This window comes from Modicisalibacter sp. 'Wilcox' (genome assembly GCF_010993675.1).
GTDB classification, from domain to species: Bacteria; Pseudomonadota; Gammaproteobacteria; order Pseudomonadales; family Halomonadaceae; genus Modicisalibacter; species Modicisalibacter tunisiensis.
On record NZ_WNXF01000007.1, the window covers coordinates 115,507 to 130,664 of the forward strand.

Genomic DNA, 15,158 nt, shown 5'->3' on the forward strand with positions numbered 1-15,158 from the left:
CTGATCCGGCGGCAGGCCTTCGCGAGGGCGCTGTGAACCCGTCCCTGGGCGCTACCTTTGCCATCTGACCGCCATGGATGGCGGAAATGCCGGAATGGAAAGGAACACTTTCCGGCCATGGCAAAGGACCCTCGCTACACCCTGCCCCCGGCGCCCATCGGCCTGGGTGGCCAGGACCCTTCCGGCTTCAAGCTCGAGTTAAAAGTCCTTGCAAATCCGCAGGGCATCATAGATCGCCGCATGCGTATTGCGCGGTGCCGTGCAGTCGCCCAGCCGGAACAGCACGAAGCCGGCATTCGGGTCATCGTCCAGCGTGGCCAGCGCGGGCTGCGGCTGGATGGCGTAGAGCGCCTCGAGGTCGACCTGGCCCTTGTTGCGGGACTGCTCCTTGAGCGTGTAGTAGAGCGCCTCGTCGGGCCGCACGCCGTTCTCGACCACCACCTGGTCGACCACCCGCTCCTCCTGGGCGCCGGTATACTCGTTCTCGAGCACCGCCACCAGCGAGTCGCCCTCGCGATAGACCTTGTGCAGCGCCAGGTCGGAGGTCATGATCACCGCCTTCTCGTAGAGGCTGCGGTAGTACGTCGGGAAGGTGGTGCCCCCCACCGCCGCGCCGGGCTTGATGTCGTCGGTGACGATCTCGACCTTGGCGCCCTTGTCGGCCAGGTAGTCGGCCGCAGAGACCCCGGCGAACTCGCAGATGGAATCGAAGATCAGCACGTTCCTGCCGGGCTCCACGGCGCCGCTGAGGATGTCCCAGGTGCTGACCACCAGGCTCTGTTCGCGATCCTCGGCATAGCCCCATTCGGGCACCTGCGACAGGAAGGGCTGACCGCCGGTGGCGAGCACCACGATGTCCGGGCGCAGGTCGCCGATGGTCGCCGCGTCGGCGCGGGTGCCCAGGCGCAGGTCGACCTTGAGGCGTGCCAGCTCGAGCTGATACCAGCGGGTGATGCCGGCGATCTGGTCGCGCTGCGGCGCCCTGGCGGCCAGGGTGATCTGGCCACCGAGCTGCTCGGCGGCCTCGAACAGGGTGACATCGTGGCCGCGCTCGGCCGCGACACGCGCCGCCTCCATGCCGCCGGGGCCGCCCCCGACCACCACGACCTTGCGCTTCGGCCCGTCGCTGGGCTCGATGATGTGCGGCAGGCCCATGTACTCGCGCGAGGTGGCGGCATTCTGGATGCACAGCACGTCGAGGCCCTGGTACTGGCGGTCGATGCAGTAGTTGGCGCCCACGCACTGCTTGATCTGGTCGACCTGGTCCATCTTGATCTTGGCAATCAGGTGCGGGTCGGCGATGTGCGCGCGGGTCATGCCCACCATGTCGACATAGCCGCCCTCGAGGATGCGGCTGGCCTGGTTGGGATCCTTGATGTTCTGGGCGTGGATCACCGGCGCACCGACCACTTCCTTGATGCCCGCCGCCAGATGCAGGAACGGCTCCGGCGGATAGGACATGTTGGGAATCACGTTGGCCAGGGTGTCGTGCGTGTCGCAGCCCGAGCCGACCACGCCGAAGAAGTCGACCATGCCGGTGGCGTCGTAGTAGGCGGCGATCTGCTTCATGTCGTCGTGGGTCAGGCCGTCCGGATGGAATTCGTCGCCGCAGATGCGCATGCCCACCACGAAGTCGTCGCCGACCTCGGCGCGCACCGCCTTGAGCACCTCCATGCCGAAGCGCATGCGGTTCTCGAAGCTGCCGCCCCACTGGTCCTCGCGCTTGTTGACGCGCGGGCTCCAGAACTGGTCGATCAGGTGCTGGTGGACGGCGGACAGCTCGATGCCGTCGAGCCCGCCTTCCTTGACGCGCCGCGCCCCCTGGGCGAAGTCATCGATGACGCGCCAGATCTCCTCTTCCTCGATGGTCTTGCAGGTCGAGCGGTGGACCGGCTCGCGGATCCCCGACGGCGACAGCAGGGTCGGCCAGTCGAAGCCGTCCCAGCGCGAGCGGCGCCCCATGTGGGTGATCTGGATCATGATCTTGCCGCCGTGCTTGTGGACGGCATCCGCCAGGTTCTGGAAGTGCGGAATGATCCGGTCGGTGGAGACGTTGACCGAGCTCCACCAGGCCTGGGGGCTGTCGATCGACACCGGCGAGGAGCCGCCGCAGATGGCGAGCCCCACGCCGCCTTTCGCCTTCTCCTCGTAGTACTTGACGTAGCGCTCGGTGGTCATGCCGCCGTCGGTGGCGTAGACCTCGGCGTGAGCGGTGCTGACCACGCGATTGCGGATCGTGAGATTGCCGATCTCGATCGGCTTGAACAGGGCGTCGAATGCCATCTCGGGAACCTCAGCCTGCCAAAGTATGACGGGGAATGACCGTGAAACGGCCGACGTCGCAGCCTTCCTCGGCGGCGCTCTGGGTCTGCTCGGCGCTGGTGCGCAGGTCGCTTCCGCAGGCCTCGAGGATCTGGTCCATGGCGCCGGCGAACCAGCCGGTGAACATGTACTCGACCTTGCGGTTGACCTTGCCGAGCTGGTAGACGAAGGCGCTGTGCTCGAGACGCACCTGGGCGGTGCCGGCCTCCAGATCGATCGCCTCGGTGATGAAACGGCCCCAGCCCCGCTGGGACAGGCGCTTCATGTAATGCTCGAACACCGCCACGCCCTCGAGGCCGTGCAGCTCGGCCTCCTTCTGGCACCAGTGCCAGGCGCTCTTGTAGCCGGCGTGGTAGAGGATGTCGGCATAGGTCTCGACACCCAGCGCCTCTTCCACGGCGACATGGTTGTTGATGAAGAAGTGGCGCGGCACGTAGAGCATCGGCAGGGCGTCGGTGGTCCACACGCCGGTCTCGCTATCCACCTCGATGGGCAGTTCGGGGGCCATCTTGGTCACGGTTTGGTTCCTCGACATCGTTGTTCTTGGCACGTTGCTGGCCGGGGCTTTACCGGCGGCAGGTCTGCGAGCGGGGCCGGCCTTCCGGAGGCGCTGTAACCCCTTCCCTGGGCGCTACCGACGCCATACATGGCGTCGGACCTCCTCTTCGACCTGCCCCCGGCGCCCCCTTTCAAAAGATTCAGGCGCCCCAGACGTCCCTGAGGACGCGCACCCAGTTCTCGCCCATGATCTTGCGCACTTGGGCCTCGCTGAAGCCGCGACGCGAGAGCGCCTCGGTGAGGTTGGGAAACTCGCCGATGGTACGGATGCCCTCGGGGTTGATGATCTTGCCGAAGTTGGTCAGGCGCCGGGCATAGCCCTTGTCGTGGGTCAGCCACTCGAAGAAGTCCGGGCCGTGGCCCTGGGTGAAGTCGGTGCCGATGCCGATGGCATCCTCGCCGACGATGTTCATGACGTACTCGATGGCCTCGACATAGTCGTCGACGGTGGCGTCGACGCCGGCCCGCAGGAAGGGGGTGAACATGGTCACGCCGACGAAGCCGCCATGCTCGGCGATGAACCGGAGTTCCTCGTCGGACTTGTTGCGCGGATGGTCCTTGAGACCGGCGGGCAGGCAGTGGGAATAGCAGACCGGCTTCCCGGAGGCCTCGATCACCTCGCGGGAGGTCTTCTCGCCGACGTGGGACAGGTCGCACATGATGCCCACGCGGTTCATCTCGGCGACGATCTCGTGGCCGAAGCCGGACAGGCCGCCGTCGCGCTCGTAGCAGCCGGTGCCGACCAGATTCTGGGTGTTGTAGCACATCTGCACGATGCCCACGCCGAGCTGCTTGAAGACCTCGACGTAGCCGATCTGGTCCTCGAAGGCATGGGCGTTCTGGAAGCCGTAGATGATGCCGGTCTTGCCCTCTTCCTTGGCCCGGGTGATGTCCGCGGTGGTCCGCACGGGGCGCACCAGATCGCTGGACTCGGCCATCAGGGCGTTGGTCCTGACGATATTGTCGACGGTGGCCTGAAAGCCCTCCCAGACGGACACGGTGCAGTTGGCGGCGGTGAGGCCGCCCTTGCGCATGTCCTCGAACAGCTCGCGGTTCCACTTGGCGATGATGAGACCGTCGATGACGATGGCGTCGTCGTGCAGGGCTTGCGGGGTCATGGTCGGCTCCGATGGGGTTGGCGTCATGGCCGCAGAATAGCCCCGGGCCCGGTCGGCCCGGCGCTTGGAAGCGACGGGGGAAATTCCAAAAGCGTCATGGGTGTCGCGGATGAAACGTCACTGCCATGACCGGCGGCTAGCGTCGCGACCGCCCCGCGCGGCACGGCTCGCGCTCGGACATCCCGCTGACGATCGACTAGGCTGAGTAACAGACAAGCACGACGGGTTCCCGACAGTGTCTCGGGATGTCTGCTAACATGAGGCCTTCTTCATGTTACGGCCAGGGAAAGGCCGGGACCGGAACCGCTCACGCATTCCCGACCCGCGAAAGGAGGCAACCCCGCCATGTCGCAATCGCATTCATCCCGCATCGGGGCCATTTTGCTGCTGCTGGCCTCGCTCGCCGGGCTCGCCATCGCCCTCTACGCCTACTCGACGCCGCTGACCGGCGTCAACGGCACCCTCGGCGCCCTGCTCACCGCCGTGGCCTGCGGTGTGCTCGCCGTCCTGGCGCTCGGCCTCGCGGCGCTGCGCGGCCGCGCGACCCGCATCCTGTTGCGGGTACTGACCCTGCTGGGGCTTGCCGGCACGGCCTTCGCCGGTCTTCTCCTGCATCAGGTGTGGATCGTCGTCGCCATGGGGGTCGGTCTCGTCGGCCTGATCGTCGACATGCTCCGTTCGCCCCGCCCCACCCGTTCCGCCCACGCCTGAGGAGCCGCGCCATGCCGACCCCCCGATTCGCCCTGAAGCGTCTCGCCACGGCCACCGCCCTGACGCTTTGTGTCGTGCCCCTGATGGCCTCGGCCCAGACGCAGTCCGCGGACCCGCAACAGACACCCGATCAGCAGTCGACCGATCCCCAGGCCCCGACGCCCGGGCAGACGGCGGACGCGACGAGCGACGCCGCCGCGGGCGACGAAGCCTCCGGCCCGCCGATTCCGCTGGTGCCCGAGACGCCGACCTGGGACAGCTTCCACGGTCAGCTCAACGCCCAGAAGTACAGCCCGCTCGATCAGATCACCACCGACAACGTCGACGATCTCGAAAAGGTCTGGGAAGTGCACACCGGCGACGTCTCGGACGGCTCGGGCGAGCGGCCCGCCACGGTCTGGTCGGCGACGCCCATCTTCGCCAACGACACGCTGTACATCGGCACGCCGTTCTATCGCATCCTGGCGCTCGACCCGGCCACCGGCGAGCAGAAGTGGAGCTTCGACACCCAGTCGAAGCTCGAGGCCATGACCCAGCCCGCGCTGAAGAACCGCGGCGTGGCCTACTGGCAGGCGGATGACCCGGTCGCCGGCGAACCGTGCCAGAAGATCGTCTACATCGGCACCATGGATGCGCGCCTGTTCGCCGTGGACGCGGACACCGGCAAGGCCTGTCAGTCGTTCGCCGACAATGGCGTACTCGACATCAACCAGTGGAACGACACCCACGCCAAGTGGCCGCTGTCGGTGCTGCAGCCGCCGACCGTGGTCGGCGATCACCTGATCCTCGGCTGGGCCGGCAAGGACTGGGCCTTCGAGCAGGCACCGCCGGGCACGGTGTTCTCCATCAATGCCCGCACCGGCGAGCGTGAATGGACCTTCCAGGCACTCTCCGACGCGATGCGCGAGAAGAGTGGCACCGCCAACGTCTGGACGCAGATGTCGGCCGACGAGGAACACGGCCTCGTCTACCTGCCGGTGTCCTCGCCCTCGCCCAACTACTGGGGCGGCAACCGCACCGAAAAGGCCCCGCTGGCCACCTCCACGACGGCGCTCGATGTCGACACCGGCAAGGTGGTGTGGTCACGCCAGTGGGTACACCATGACGTCTGGGACTACGACATCAATGCTGCGCCGACGCTGATGGACATCACCGTCGACGGCAAGCAGATTCCGGCGCTGATCCAGTCCACCAAGATGGGCTTCCTGTTCGTCGTCAACCGGCTGACCGGCGAGGATGTCTGGCCCATCGAGGAGCGAGCGGTGCCGCAGGGCGACGGTTCCGTGAAGGGCGAGAAATACGCGGCGACCCAGCCCTTCCCCACCAAGCCCAAGCCGCTGCTCGACCAGTCGAAGAAGCCCGGGGTCTGGTGGCTGGCCGATGCGGTGAGCGGTGGCCAGTGCTCGGCGCTGTGGGACAAGCTGACCTACGAGGGCATGTACACGCCGCCCACCACCCGGGGCGAAGGCACCCTGGCCTATCCCGACAGCGCTGGCGGCATCCAGTGGGGCGGCGTGGCCTTCGACCCCGAGAGCCAGACCGCGATCGTCAACACCTCGCACATCGTGCAGACCATCAAGCTCTATGACCGCCAGGCCTACGAGAAGGCCGACAGCGGCTCCGGCAACGAGAGCGGCTTCGCGCCGCAGACGGGCGCGCCCTACGGGCTGCGGCTCGAGGTGGCCCGCAACTGGCTCGGCATGCCCTGCTGGGAGCCGCCCTACGGCGAACTGGTCGCGCTGGACATGACCACCGGTGACGTGAAATGGCGCCGGCCCGTCGGCGCCTCCCAGCAGTACGGCTTCTTCATGCCCGAAAGCTGGGGATCGCCGACCATCGGCGGACCGGCGGTCACCGCCGGCGGCGTGGTGTTCATCGGCGCCTCGATGGATGCCAGGGTCCGGGCCTACTCGCTCGAGAGCGGCAAGGAACTGTGGTCGGACCAGGCCCAGGCGCCGTCCGTATCGAACCCGGCGGTCTACGAGTACCAGGGCCGCGAATACGTGGTCTTCATCGGCGGCGGCAACACCATCCTCAAGCAGCAGGTCGGCGATCAGGTGGTCGCCTACGCGCTGCCCGAGGAGTAAGGCCCGGGACTGAAGCCGACACTAGGCACTGTCTGAAAAGTCGACGAGCGAAGGTCAGACAAGGCAAAAATCAGCGAAAAGGCGGAGTTTACGGGGTGTAAATGAGCATTTTGAGCTGATTTTTAACGCAGTATGGCCGAGCGCAGACAGTTTTCAGACAATGCCTAGCCAACGCCGGGCGACTCGCCCGGCGTTGGCATGTCAGGGGAAATGAAAGGCCGCCACCGCCTCGCGCCGCCCCAGCAGGCAGGCGTCGGCGACGTGACGCAGCGGGGCCGGGTCGACGTCGGACGCGCCGCTATCGAGCAGCTCGGCGAAACGCGCATACAGGGCCGGGTACTCCCCGGCCGGGCCCACGGGTACCGACTCGCCGGCGATCGTCAGCTCGCTGCCGCCCTTCGTCAGCGTCAGCCGGCCGGCGTCGGTTTCCACGTGAATGTCCCAGGTCTGGGGCCCGGTCTGCAGGAAGTCGAGATCGGCCTCGACCGGCGCTCCCGCGGTGTCCGTGAAGCGCAGCTGCGCGGCGATCGGCGCCTGGCGGTTGGCCGGCACCTGCAGCAGCGCATCGCGCAGGAAGAACGGCCGCGGGAGGATCGCGGTGACGATCGACAGGGCGTTGATGCCGGGGTCGAACACCCCCATGCCGGCGGGCTCGAAGATCCACTCCTGACCGGGGTGCCAGACGCGCACGTCCTCCTTCCACACGATCTGCACACGGTGGATCTCGCGGTCGGCAAGCCATTCGCGGGCCGGCGCCACCCCCGGCGCATGGCGGGAATGCCAGCTGGCGAACAGGGTCAGGCCGGCGCTCTCGGCCTGCCGGGCCAGCAGTTCGACCTCGCTGAGCGTGGCACCGGGCGGCTTTTCCAGCATCACGGGCTTGCCCGCGGCGAGCGCCTCAGAGGCCAGCGCATGGCGCACGCCCGGCGGCGTGCACAGGGTGATCGCGTCAAGCTCGGGACGCGCCGCGAGCATCGCCGACAGCGACTCGAAGCCGTCGACGCCGTCCAGGGCGGCGCCGGGGCTGGCCACCGCCACCAGCTCGAGATCGGGGTTGGCGGCAAGCGCCGGCAGGTGCTGATCGCGGGCGATCTTGCCCAGGCCGACGAGGCCGATCTTGCGTGCAGTCATGAGAAGCGCCTCGTTGATTGGCGAAAGGGGCCACACCATAACGGGGCGCCGTCGCGGCTGCCAGCCATCGCCCGGGCCTGCCGCGATAACATTCCGGTCATCGAGCCGATCGTGGCCTACAGCCGCTGCAGATAGGCCGTGCCACCCAGCTGGCGCATCTGCTGGCGGATCCAGCGGCTGCGACGCATTACATGCGCGGAGGGCCGCGAGGCGCTCCAGCCGCGCGGGTTGGGCAGGATCGCCGCCAGCCGGCTGGCCTGCAGCACGCTCAGGTTGTCGGCGGAAACCCCGAAGTAGTGCCGGGCCGCCGCCTCGAGGCCGAAAACACCGTCATCCCATTCGACGATGTTGAGATAGACCTCGAGGATGCGCTGCTTGGGCCACAGCGTCTCGAGCAGCACCGTGAACCAGGCCTCGAGCCCCTTGCGGACCCAGCTGTGCCCGGTCCACAGGAACAGGTTCTTGGCGGTCTGCTGGCTGATGGTACTCGCGCCGCGCAGATCCCCGCCCGACTGCCAGGTGGTGAGGGCCTTGCGCAGCTGGTTGAAGTCGAAGCCGAAGTGGTCGGGAAAGCGCTGGTCCTCGCCGGCGATCACCGCCAGCTTGGCATTGTCGGAGAGCCGCTCCCAGGGCATCCAGGACTGCTGAATGTCGAGCGACTCGCCTGCCGTCCAGGCCTGCACCTGGCGTTCGACCATCACCATCGAACCGAACACCGGCACCACGCGAAAGAACAGGACCATTGCCAGCGAGGCCAGCACGAAGGCGGCCAGGCCCAGCAGGATGTAACGCAGCAGCCTGCGCGACCAGTCCCTTGTCATGCCAGCGCGTTCCCGGGTAATGAGGATCGCGCCAGTATACAGGGCCGGGCCGGATCTCCGGCAAGGGCTCTCTTCCGTGCCCCCCCTGCCGGGGGTCTCGCATTAGCATGTGCAGCCACGCCGGTCAGCCTGACCGGAAGGCGTGCGGGAGAGGATTCCCCCCCGACACCGACGGCCCGGCGGCGCCTTCATCGCGACTGAAGTCGCTCCCGCGGCCAGGCGCCGGATGAACGACCTGCCGCGAGATCACATCTAGAGCGGCACGCTGGCGTAGGTCGGCTCGCCCTGCGCCTGGTTCAGCGCCAGCACGGCACTCGACATGGGTTCCGGGGACGTCTCCAGCAGGGCACGACGCACCACCCGGGATCGCTCGCCGTCGTCGCCGCGTCCCTGCCGCGTGCCGATGCCGCCCCGCTCGTCGCGCGGGGGCATGCCGAAGTACTCCCGGTAGCACTTCGAGAAGTGCGGCGTGGACACGAAGCCGCAGGCCGAGGCCACCTCGATGATCGACATCGAGGTCTGCTTGAGCAGCTGCCGGGCCCGGGTCAGGCGCAGCTTGAGGTAATAGCGCGACGGCGAGCAGTTGAGGTACTTCTGGAACAGCCGCTCCAGCTGGCGTCGGGACACGTCCACGTAGGTGGCCAGTTCATCGAGCGCGATGGGCTCCTCGAGATTGGCCTCCATCAGCGCGACGATTTCCAGCAGCTTGGGCTGGGTGGTGCCCAGCACGTGCTTGAGCGGCACGCGCTGCTGGTCCTGCTCGCCGCGCACGCGGTCGTAGATGAACATCTCGGAGATGCCGGCGGCCAGCTCGCGACCGTGATCCTGGCCGATCAGGTTGAGCATCATGTCCAGCGGCGCGGTGCCGCCGGAGGCGGTGAAGCGGTCGCGATCGATCGAGAACAGCCGGGTGGTCAGAGGCACGCGCGGGAAGGCCTCCTGCATCGCGGCCAGGCACTCCCAGTGGATGCTGGTCTCGTAGCCGTCCAGCAGACCGGCCTTGGCCAGCGCCCAGCTGCCGGTGCACACCGACCCCAGGCGCCGCGACTGGCGGGCCTGGGACTGCAGCCAGGCGATATGCTCGCGGGTCACGCTGCGATGCGGTGCCACACCCCCGCAGACCACCACCCAGTCGAGCGACAGCGGAATCGACGTCGAGGCATCCGGCGTGACCTGCAGCCCGTCGCTGGCACGCACCGGCTCCCCGTTGACGCTCAGGGTATACCATCGATACAGCTCGCGCCCCGCCAGCTGGTTGGCCATGCGCAGCGGCTCGATCACCGAGGCCAGGGAAATCAGGGTAAAATTGTCCAGCAGCAGGAACCCCAGGGTCTGGGGGGTGGGGGTGCGGCCGACCGTCGGTGATGCGCTTGCTGTCCGGGAGGATGCCATGCGGGTTCTCTCCTCTATCCACGGATTCACCCCGGAGCATACCGGGGCGTCTTGTGCTTGTTGTGGGTTGTGGAGCGGTTGCCAATGGCCGACATGGAGAGAGTACCTGACGACCCGAACGGGGGAAAATGGCATCCGCCTGTCGGTCATTCTTGCGGATAGGCCGGGAGGAACGCACGCAGAAACGACATCGATGTCGCAAATTGGCATTGCGAGGTCGTTTCGCCTGTCGTGATGAGACAGTCGTCATGCATGACGACACGGCCCGACGCCGAAGGGCGCCGGGCCGCAAGGAATGCCGGGTTGGTGATCGCTTCGCCTCAGATGTCGAAGAAGACCGTTTCCCCCTCGCCCTGCAGGCGGATGTCGAGACGATAGCGAACCTTGCCGTCGGCCTCCTCGCGCCGGGCGATCAGCGTCTCGCGCCGGGCCGGCGACTCGACGGCGTTGAGCACCGGGCAGGCGGCATTGGCCTCGGCCTCGTCGTCGAAGTACAGCCGCGTGTTGAGGTGGATGTTGATCCCGCGGGCGAACACCGCCAGGCAGACGTGCGGTGCCATCGGCTTGCCGTTGGCGGCCGGCACGCGCCCCGGCTTGACGGTGGTGAAGGACCACTCGCTGTCACCGTCGGCGGTGGTGGCGGAACGTCCGAAGCTGTTGAACGGCTTGCGCAGGTCGAAGTCCGGCTGGAAGTTGCCATTGGCGTCGGCCTGCCAGGCTTCGATGAAAGCATCGCGCACCGGATCGCCGTTGCCGTCGATCACCGTGCCGACCAGCTCGATCACCTCGCCCTCGGCCTCCGGCGCGGCCAGGCGGTTCCAGATCTCCTCGTCACGCAGCGGCAGCCCGGCGACATCCAGCGCCAGGCCGATGTGCACGTAGGGGCCCGCGGTCTGCGACGGTGTCTCGCGGTACAGCAGGCCGCCTTCACGGGTCGGTTGTTGGCTCATGATGTCACCCCTGATTCTCGAAGTAGGTCTGCAGCTCGCCGCGCGTGACGATGTCGAAACGATAGGCCAGGTAGTCCATCGGCCGACTGCGCGCCATGTCCAGGCGGCCGGTCAGCGTGTCCACGGCCTCGGGGTCGCCGAGGGTCTGGACGATCGGGCAGCGCGGAATCAGCGGGTCGCCCTCGAAGTACATCTGGGTGATCAGGCGCGTGGCGATCGCCGGCCCCATCACCGAGACGTGGATGTGCGCCGGGCGCCAGGAGTTGGGATCGTTGGGCCACGGATAGGGGCCCGGGCGGACGGTGCGGAAGTGATACCAGCCCTGTGCATCGGTCAGGCAGCGCCCGACGCCGCCGAAGTTGGGGTCGAGCGGCGCCAGGTAGCCGTCCTTCTTGTGGCGATAGCGGCCGCCGGCGTTGGCCTGCCACATTTCCACCAGGGTATGCGGCACCGGCTTGCCGAACTGGTCGACGACGCGGCCGAACATGACGATACGTTCGCCGATCGGCAGACCGTCCTGCCCCTGGCCCTCGCGGTAGTTCATCAGCAGATCGTTGTCGTGCGGCCCCAGGCGCAGCGCCTCGAAGCGGGGCCCGGTCAGCTCGCTGCGGCTGGGATGCTGCAGGCTGACCAGCGCCTGATTCGGCGAACGCGGCACGCTGGTCTTGTAGCCCGGCGCATAGGCAGGCGGGTGCCAGTTGCGGTCACGGGGCACGAAGCGCTGATTGTCGGAGTCTTGCATGGCTGGCGTCTCGTGAAGTCGGTGGAGTACCCCTCGGGGTACAGGCGTCGCCCAGTCTCGCCGCGGCCTCGCCCGAGGGGAAATGAAATCTCGGGCCGCCACCATAACCCATGGGTTATGGCCCGATGCACAAGACCCCTCGTCAGCGCCGCGCCGGCCTGCTAGACCTATCGCTGACAGCGTGAAAATCCGATCGGGAGACGACCCTCATGCCCCATCACGAGAAAACCATCATGGCCTTCGACGACCTGGGCCGTGAGTACATGATCGACGTGTTCGACGATGCCCGCGAGCTCGGCCCCCTGCATGCGCATGGCGCCACCCGGGGCGGGCTGCCGAGCTTCCGCACCCATGACGGGCATGTCGCCACCTACCTGGGCAACGGCGAGTTCTCGATCACGGTGCCGGGCGAGGCGGAAGCCGTGACGGTGAGGACGAGCGATCCCGAGTACGTGTGACGCGACGCCCCGGGCACTCAACGATACGCTGCCGCCACCTCGCGCAGCATCTCGCAGAACGCCTCCAGGGCCAGCGAGGGGCGCAGGCTGGCGTTGATGCACAGGCCGACCGAGCCGCCCTGGCGTTCCAGCCCCACCTCCAGCACCGCCAGTCGCCCGGCCGCGACGTCCTCGATCACCGCCTCGCGAGGGGCGACCCACAGGGCGTCGCTGTCCAGCACGTAGCGGCGGCTGACGGCCAGCGAGAGCGTCTCCAGCACCCGGCCCGGCAAGGCCAGCGCCTGGCGCACGCAGAAGCTGTCGACCTGCTGACGCAGCGTGGTCTGCGGCGGCGGCAGCACCCAGGGAAACTCGCCGAGCCGCTGCAGCGGCGGCGTCCGGCTGGACGACAACGCATGGCCGGCGCGCACCACCACCACCAGCGGCTCGTAGTAGAGGTGTTCGAAGGTCAGGTCGCGGATCTCCCGGGCCTCGGTCATGCGCCCCACCACCAGGTCGAGCTCGCCGGCGCGCAGTCGCGACAGCAGGTAGGCGCTGGGGCCGTCGACCACCCGCACGCCGATATCGTCGTGCCGGGCATGCAGGCGCTCGATGGCCTGCGGCAGGAAGCGGCTCTCCACCGTGGACAGGGCGCCGACCCGGATGCGCCGCTCGCCCCCCTGAGCGTCGCCGATCGCCGTGATGCCCTCGTCCAGCGCACGCAGCGCCGGCCCGGCGTGGCGCAGCAGGGTCAGCCCGGCCTGATTGAGCGACACCCCCTGCGGGCTGCGCTCGAACAGCGGCGTGCCGAGGTGATCCTCGAGCTCGCGAATCGCCTTGGAGAGCGCCGGCTGCGAGATCGACAGGCTCTCGGCGGCGCGCACGAAGCTGCGCCGCTTGGCCAGCTCGAGAAAGGCCTGCAGGTGACGCAGCTTGACGCGCGGATTGAGCATGAGCGACGAGCCCCTCGACGGACGGGCCCCGACTTTACCCCAGCCGCGGGGCCGGGTCAGCCGACCGAAAACCGCCGCGACCCGGAGGCCGGCGGCGGCAGAGTGGCGACGACAACCGGCTACACGGTCAACAGGTAGGTCGTCAGGGCCGGGAACAGGATCAGCAGCGCCAGGCGCACGAAGTCGGAGGCGATGAACGGCGACACGCCGCGGAAGATCTCGCCGAGCCGCACATGCGGCGCCATCGCCTTGATGACGAAGACGTTCATGCCCACCGGCGGCGTGATCAGCCCCAGCTCCACGGTCAGCACGGTGACGATGCCGAACCAGATCGGGTCGATGCCCAGCGTCTGGATGATCGGGAACACCACCGGGACGGTGATCACCAGCATGGCGATCGAGTCCATGAACATCCCCAGCACGAAGTACAGCAGCAGGATGCACAGCACGACCAGCATCGGCGACAGCGACAGCCCGTAGATGAAGTCGCTGATCGAGAACGAGATCCGCGATACCGAGATGAAGTAGCCCAGGGTATCGGCGCCCACCAGCATGAAGAACACCACCGTCGACAGACCCAGGGTCTCCTGGATCGCCGTCCACAGCTCCCGGCCGCGCAGCCCCTTGACCACGGCGTAGACCAGGGTGGCGAAGGCGCCGACGCTGGCCCCCTCGGTGGGGGTGAACAGGCCGAAGTAGATGCCCAGGATGATCACCAGGAAGACCCCGAAGAACGGCAGCAGCCCCGCCAGCGAGGCCAGCTTCTCGCCCCAGGAGGTCGGCTCGCCCGGCACCGCCAGCGACGGCTTGACATGCACCACGATGCTCACCGTCAGGGCATAGAACAGCAGCCCCATCAGCCCGGGCACGAAGCCGGCGATGAACATGTCGCCCACCGACTGCTCGGTGAGGATGGCGTAGATCAGCAGGGCGATGCTCGGCGGAATCATGATGCCCAGGGTGCCGCCGGCGGCCAGCGCGCCGGTGGCCAGGCCGCGGTTGTAGCCGAGGCGTTCCATCTCGGGCAGCGCCACGCGGGTCATGGTGCTGGCGGTGGCCAGCGACGAGCCGGAGATCGCCGAGAACATCCCGCACGAGCCGACCGCGGCGATCGCCAGGCCGCCCTTCCAGCCGCCGCACAGGGTGCGCGTGGAATCGAACAGCTTGCCGGCCATGCCGGAGTGCGCCGCGAGCACGCCCATCAGGATGAACATGGGAATCGCGCTGAAGCTGTAGTTCGACAGCACCTCGACGGGCACCGACTTGACCATCGAGACGGCGGCCCCCCAGGAGATCACCTGGGAGAAGCCGCCGACGCCGACGATCAGCATGCACAGCGCCACCGGCACGCGCAGCACCATCAGCACCAGCAGCAGCCCCAGCCCCAGCGCCCCGATCATTTCACTACTCATTCGACGCTCTCCACCTGGTGAGCGAACACCGTGCCGAGCACGGCGTGCAGCAGACAACGCAGGCTGAGCAGGGCGCACAGCCCGGCGGCGACGTAATAGATGGGCGCCATGGGAATGCGCAGATCCTGGGTCGTCTCACCATGGGACGCCGCGCTCGCCGCCGAGTCCCACAGGCCCACGCACAGCACCGCGCCCAGCGCCACGAAGCCCAGCAGATAGACGCCGGCAACGCGCGCCTTGACGGTCTCGCTCAGCCCGTGACTGAAGGCCTCGACCACCACCTGGCCCTTCTCGACGTTGGCGGCCATGGCCGCCAGCAGCGCGAACAGCATCAGGTAACTGACCAGCTCGACACTGCCCGTCACGCTCAGCGACAGCGCGCCGTCGCTGAGGCGATAGAGGTAGCGCAGGGCGACGTCGATCACCGTCACCGCCAGCATGCCGACGAGCGCGGCGCCGGCGATGACCCGGCACAGACGCTCCAGCCAGCGACTGGTTCTCAGAAGCGCTTGCATGCTGCGTCT

General features: G+C 67.7%; 14 protein-coding genes. 3 read left to right on the forward strand and 11 right to left on the reverse strand.

What is annotated here, in order from left to right; all coding sequences use genetic code 11:
- Window positions 1–198: 198 nt before the first annotated feature.
- The 3 genes from dgcA to G7A98_RS08590 form a co-directional block, all read right to left on the reverse strand.
- Window positions 199–2,283 carry a dimethylglycine demethylation protein DgcA gene (gene dgcA / locus G7A98_RS08580; protein WP_163649246.1) on the reverse strand — a complete coding sequence of 695 codons (2,085 nt, stop codon included), beginning with the start codon at window positions 2,281–2,283 and terminating at the stop codon, window positions 199–201.
- Window positions 2,284–2,293: 10 nt separating this feature from the next.
- Window positions 2,294–2,839: a DUF5943 domain-containing protein gene (locus tag G7A98_RS08585; protein WP_163649247.1), complete on the reverse strand. Its 546-nt coding sequence runs from the start codon at window positions 2,837–2,839 to the stop codon at window positions 2,294–2,296.
- Window positions 2,840–3,020: 181 nt separating this feature from the next.
- Window positions 3,021–3,998, reverse strand: a complete 978-nt coding sequence (locus G7A98_RS08590) for a dipeptidase (protein ID WP_163649248.1) — start codon at window positions 3,996–3,998, stop codon at window positions 3,021–3,023.
- Window positions 3,999–4,343: 345 nt separating this feature from the next.
- On the opposite strand from G7A98_RS08590, the gene G7A98_RS08595 reads away from it, so the two are divergent.
- Both G7A98_RS08595 and G7A98_RS08600 read left to right on the forward strand, forming a co-directional pair.
- Complete coding sequence (locus G7A98_RS08595) at window positions 4,344–4,709, forward strand: hypothetical protein (protein WP_163649249.1); 366 nt, start codon at window positions 4,344–4,346, stop codon at window positions 4,707–4,709.
- A gap of 11 nt (window positions 4,710–4,720) precedes the next feature.
- Complete coding sequence (locus G7A98_RS08600; protein WP_163649250.1) at window positions 4,721–6,796, forward strand: pyrroloquinoline quinone-dependent dehydrogenase; 2,076 nt, start codon at window positions 4,721–4,723, stop codon at window positions 6,794–6,796.
- A gap of 201 nt (window positions 6,797–6,997) precedes the next feature.
- Here the strand turns inward: G7A98_RS08600 and G7A98_RS08605 are convergent, their stop codons facing one another.
- The 5 genes from G7A98_RS08605 to pcaH all read right to left on the reverse strand — a co-directional run bounded on the left by G7A98_RS08605 (window position 6,998) and on the right by pcaH (window position 11,832).
- A complete protein-coding gene (locus G7A98_RS08605; protein ID WP_163649251.1) occupies window positions 6,998–7,927 on the reverse strand; it encodes a Gfo/Idh/MocA family oxidoreductase in 930 nt (309 codons plus the stop codon).
- Window positions 7,928–8,043: 116 nt separating this feature from the next.
- A complete protein-coding gene (mtgA, locus tag G7A98_RS08610) occupies window positions 8,044–8,748 on the reverse strand; it encodes a monofunctional biosynthetic peptidoglycan transglycosylase (protein ID WP_163649252.1) in 705 nt (234 codons plus the stop codon).
- Window positions 8,749–9,000: 252 nt separating this feature from the next.
- A complete protein-coding gene (locus tag G7A98_RS08615; RefSeq protein ID WP_163649253.1) occupies window positions 9,001–10,140 on the reverse strand; it encodes a GlxA family transcriptional regulator in 1,140 nt (379 codons plus the stop codon).
- 320 nt (window positions 10,141–10,460) lie between these two features.
- Window positions 10,461–11,090, reverse strand: coding sequence for a protocatechuate 3,4-dioxygenase subunit alpha (pcaG, locus tag G7A98_RS08620; RefSeq protein ID WP_163649254.1), 630 nt, complete (start codon window positions 11,088–11,090; stop codon window positions 10,461–10,463).
- Window positions 11,091–11,094: 4 nt separating this feature from the next.
- Window positions 11,095–11,832 (reverse strand): protocatechuate 3,4-dioxygenase subunit beta, encoded by a 738-nt coding sequence (pcaH, locus tag G7A98_RS08625; RefSeq protein WP_163649255.1) that lies wholly within the window; start codon window positions 11,830–11,832, stop codon window positions 11,095–11,097.
- Window positions 11,833–12,041: 209 nt separating this feature from the next.
- Here pcaH and G7A98_RS08630 point away from each other — a divergent pair, with 209 nt between their 5' ends.
- Window positions 12,042–12,290, forward strand: coding sequence for a hypothetical protein (locus G7A98_RS08630; protein WP_163649256.1), 249 nt, complete (start codon window positions 12,042–12,044; stop codon window positions 12,288–12,290).
- 17 nt (window positions 12,291–12,307) lie between these two features.
- Here G7A98_RS08630 and pcaQ read toward each other — a convergent pair whose 3' ends face one another.
- The 3 genes from pcaQ to G7A98_RS08645 form a co-directional block, all read right to left on the reverse strand.
- The gene (gene pcaQ / locus G7A98_RS08635) at window positions 12,308–13,222 is read right to left on the reverse strand and encodes a pca operon transcription factor PcaQ (protein WP_163649257.1); all 915 of its coding nucleotides are present in this window, start codon (window positions 13,220–13,222) and stop codon (window positions 12,308–12,310) included.
- Window positions 13,223–13,341: 119 nt separating this feature from the next.
- Window positions 13,342–14,634 carry a TRAP transporter large permease gene (locus G7A98_RS08640; RefSeq protein ID WP_163649258.1) on the reverse strand — a complete coding sequence of 431 codons (1,293 nt, stop codon included), beginning with the start codon at window positions 14,632–14,634 and terminating at the stop codon, window positions 13,342–13,344.
- Window positions 14,631–15,149: a TRAP transporter small permease subunit gene (locus G7A98_RS08645; protein WP_163649259.1), complete on the reverse strand. Its 519-nt coding sequence runs from the start codon at window positions 15,147–15,149 to the stop codon at window positions 14,631–14,633. Before G7A98_RS08645 ends, G7A98_RS08640 begins: the two co-directional genes overlap by 4 nt.
- Window positions 15,150–15,158: the final 9 nt, after the last annotated feature.

What these genes read in the sequence shown, in the direction of transcription:
- dgcA (WP_163649246.1), bottom strand. Translation starts at nt 2,283, where the DNA reads ATGGCATTCGACGCCCTGTTCAAGCCGATCGAGATCGGCAATCTCACG.
- G7A98_RS08590 (WP_163649248.1), bottom strand. Translation starts at nt 3,998, where the DNA reads ATGACCCCGCAAGCCCTGCACGACGACGCCATCGTCATCGACGGTCTC.
- G7A98_RS08595 (WP_163649249.1), top strand. Translation starts at nt 4,344, where the DNA reads ATGTCGCAATCGCATTCATCCCGCATCGGGGCCATTTTGCTGCTGCTG.
- G7A98_RS08600 (WP_163649250.1), top strand. Translation starts at nt 4,721, where the DNA reads ATGCCGACCCCCCGATTCGCCCTGAAGCGTCTCGCCACGGCCACCGCC.
- G7A98_RS08605 (WP_163649251.1), bottom strand. Translation starts at nt 7,927, where the DNA reads ATGACTGCACGCAAGATCGGCCTCGTCGGCCTGGGCAAGATCGCCCGC.
- mtgA (WP_163649252.1), bottom strand. Translation starts at nt 8,748, where the DNA reads ATGACAAGGGACTGGTCGCGCAGGCTGCTGCGTTACATCCTGCTGGGC.
- G7A98_RS08615 (WP_163649253.1), bottom strand. Translation starts at nt 10,140, where the DNA reads ATGGCATCCTCCCGGACAGCAAGCGCATCACCGACGGTCGGCCGCACC.
- pcaG (WP_163649254.1), bottom strand. Translation starts at nt 11,090, where the DNA reads ATGAGCCAACAACCGACCCGTGAAGGCGGCCTGCTGTACCGCGAGACA.
- pcaH (WP_163649255.1), bottom strand. Translation starts at nt 11,832, where the DNA reads ATGCAAGACTCCGACAATCAGCGCTTCGTGCCCCGTGACCGCAACTGG.
- G7A98_RS08630 (WP_163649256.1), top strand. Translation starts at nt 12,042, where the DNA reads ATGCCCCATCACGAGAAAACCATCATGGCCTTCGACGACCTGGGCCGT.
- pcaQ (WP_163649257.1), bottom strand. Translation starts at nt 13,222, where the DNA reads ATGCTCAATCCGCGCGTCAAGCTGCGTCACCTGCAGGCCTTTCTCGAG.
- G7A98_RS08640 (WP_163649258.1), bottom strand. Translation starts at nt 14,634, where the DNA reads ATGAGTAGTGAAATGATCGGGGCGCTGGGGCTGGGGCTGCTGCTGGTG.
- G7A98_RS08645 (WP_163649259.1), bottom strand. Translation starts at nt 15,149, where the DNA reads ATGCAAGCGCTTCTGAGAACCAGTCGCTGGCTGGAGCGTCTGTGCCGG.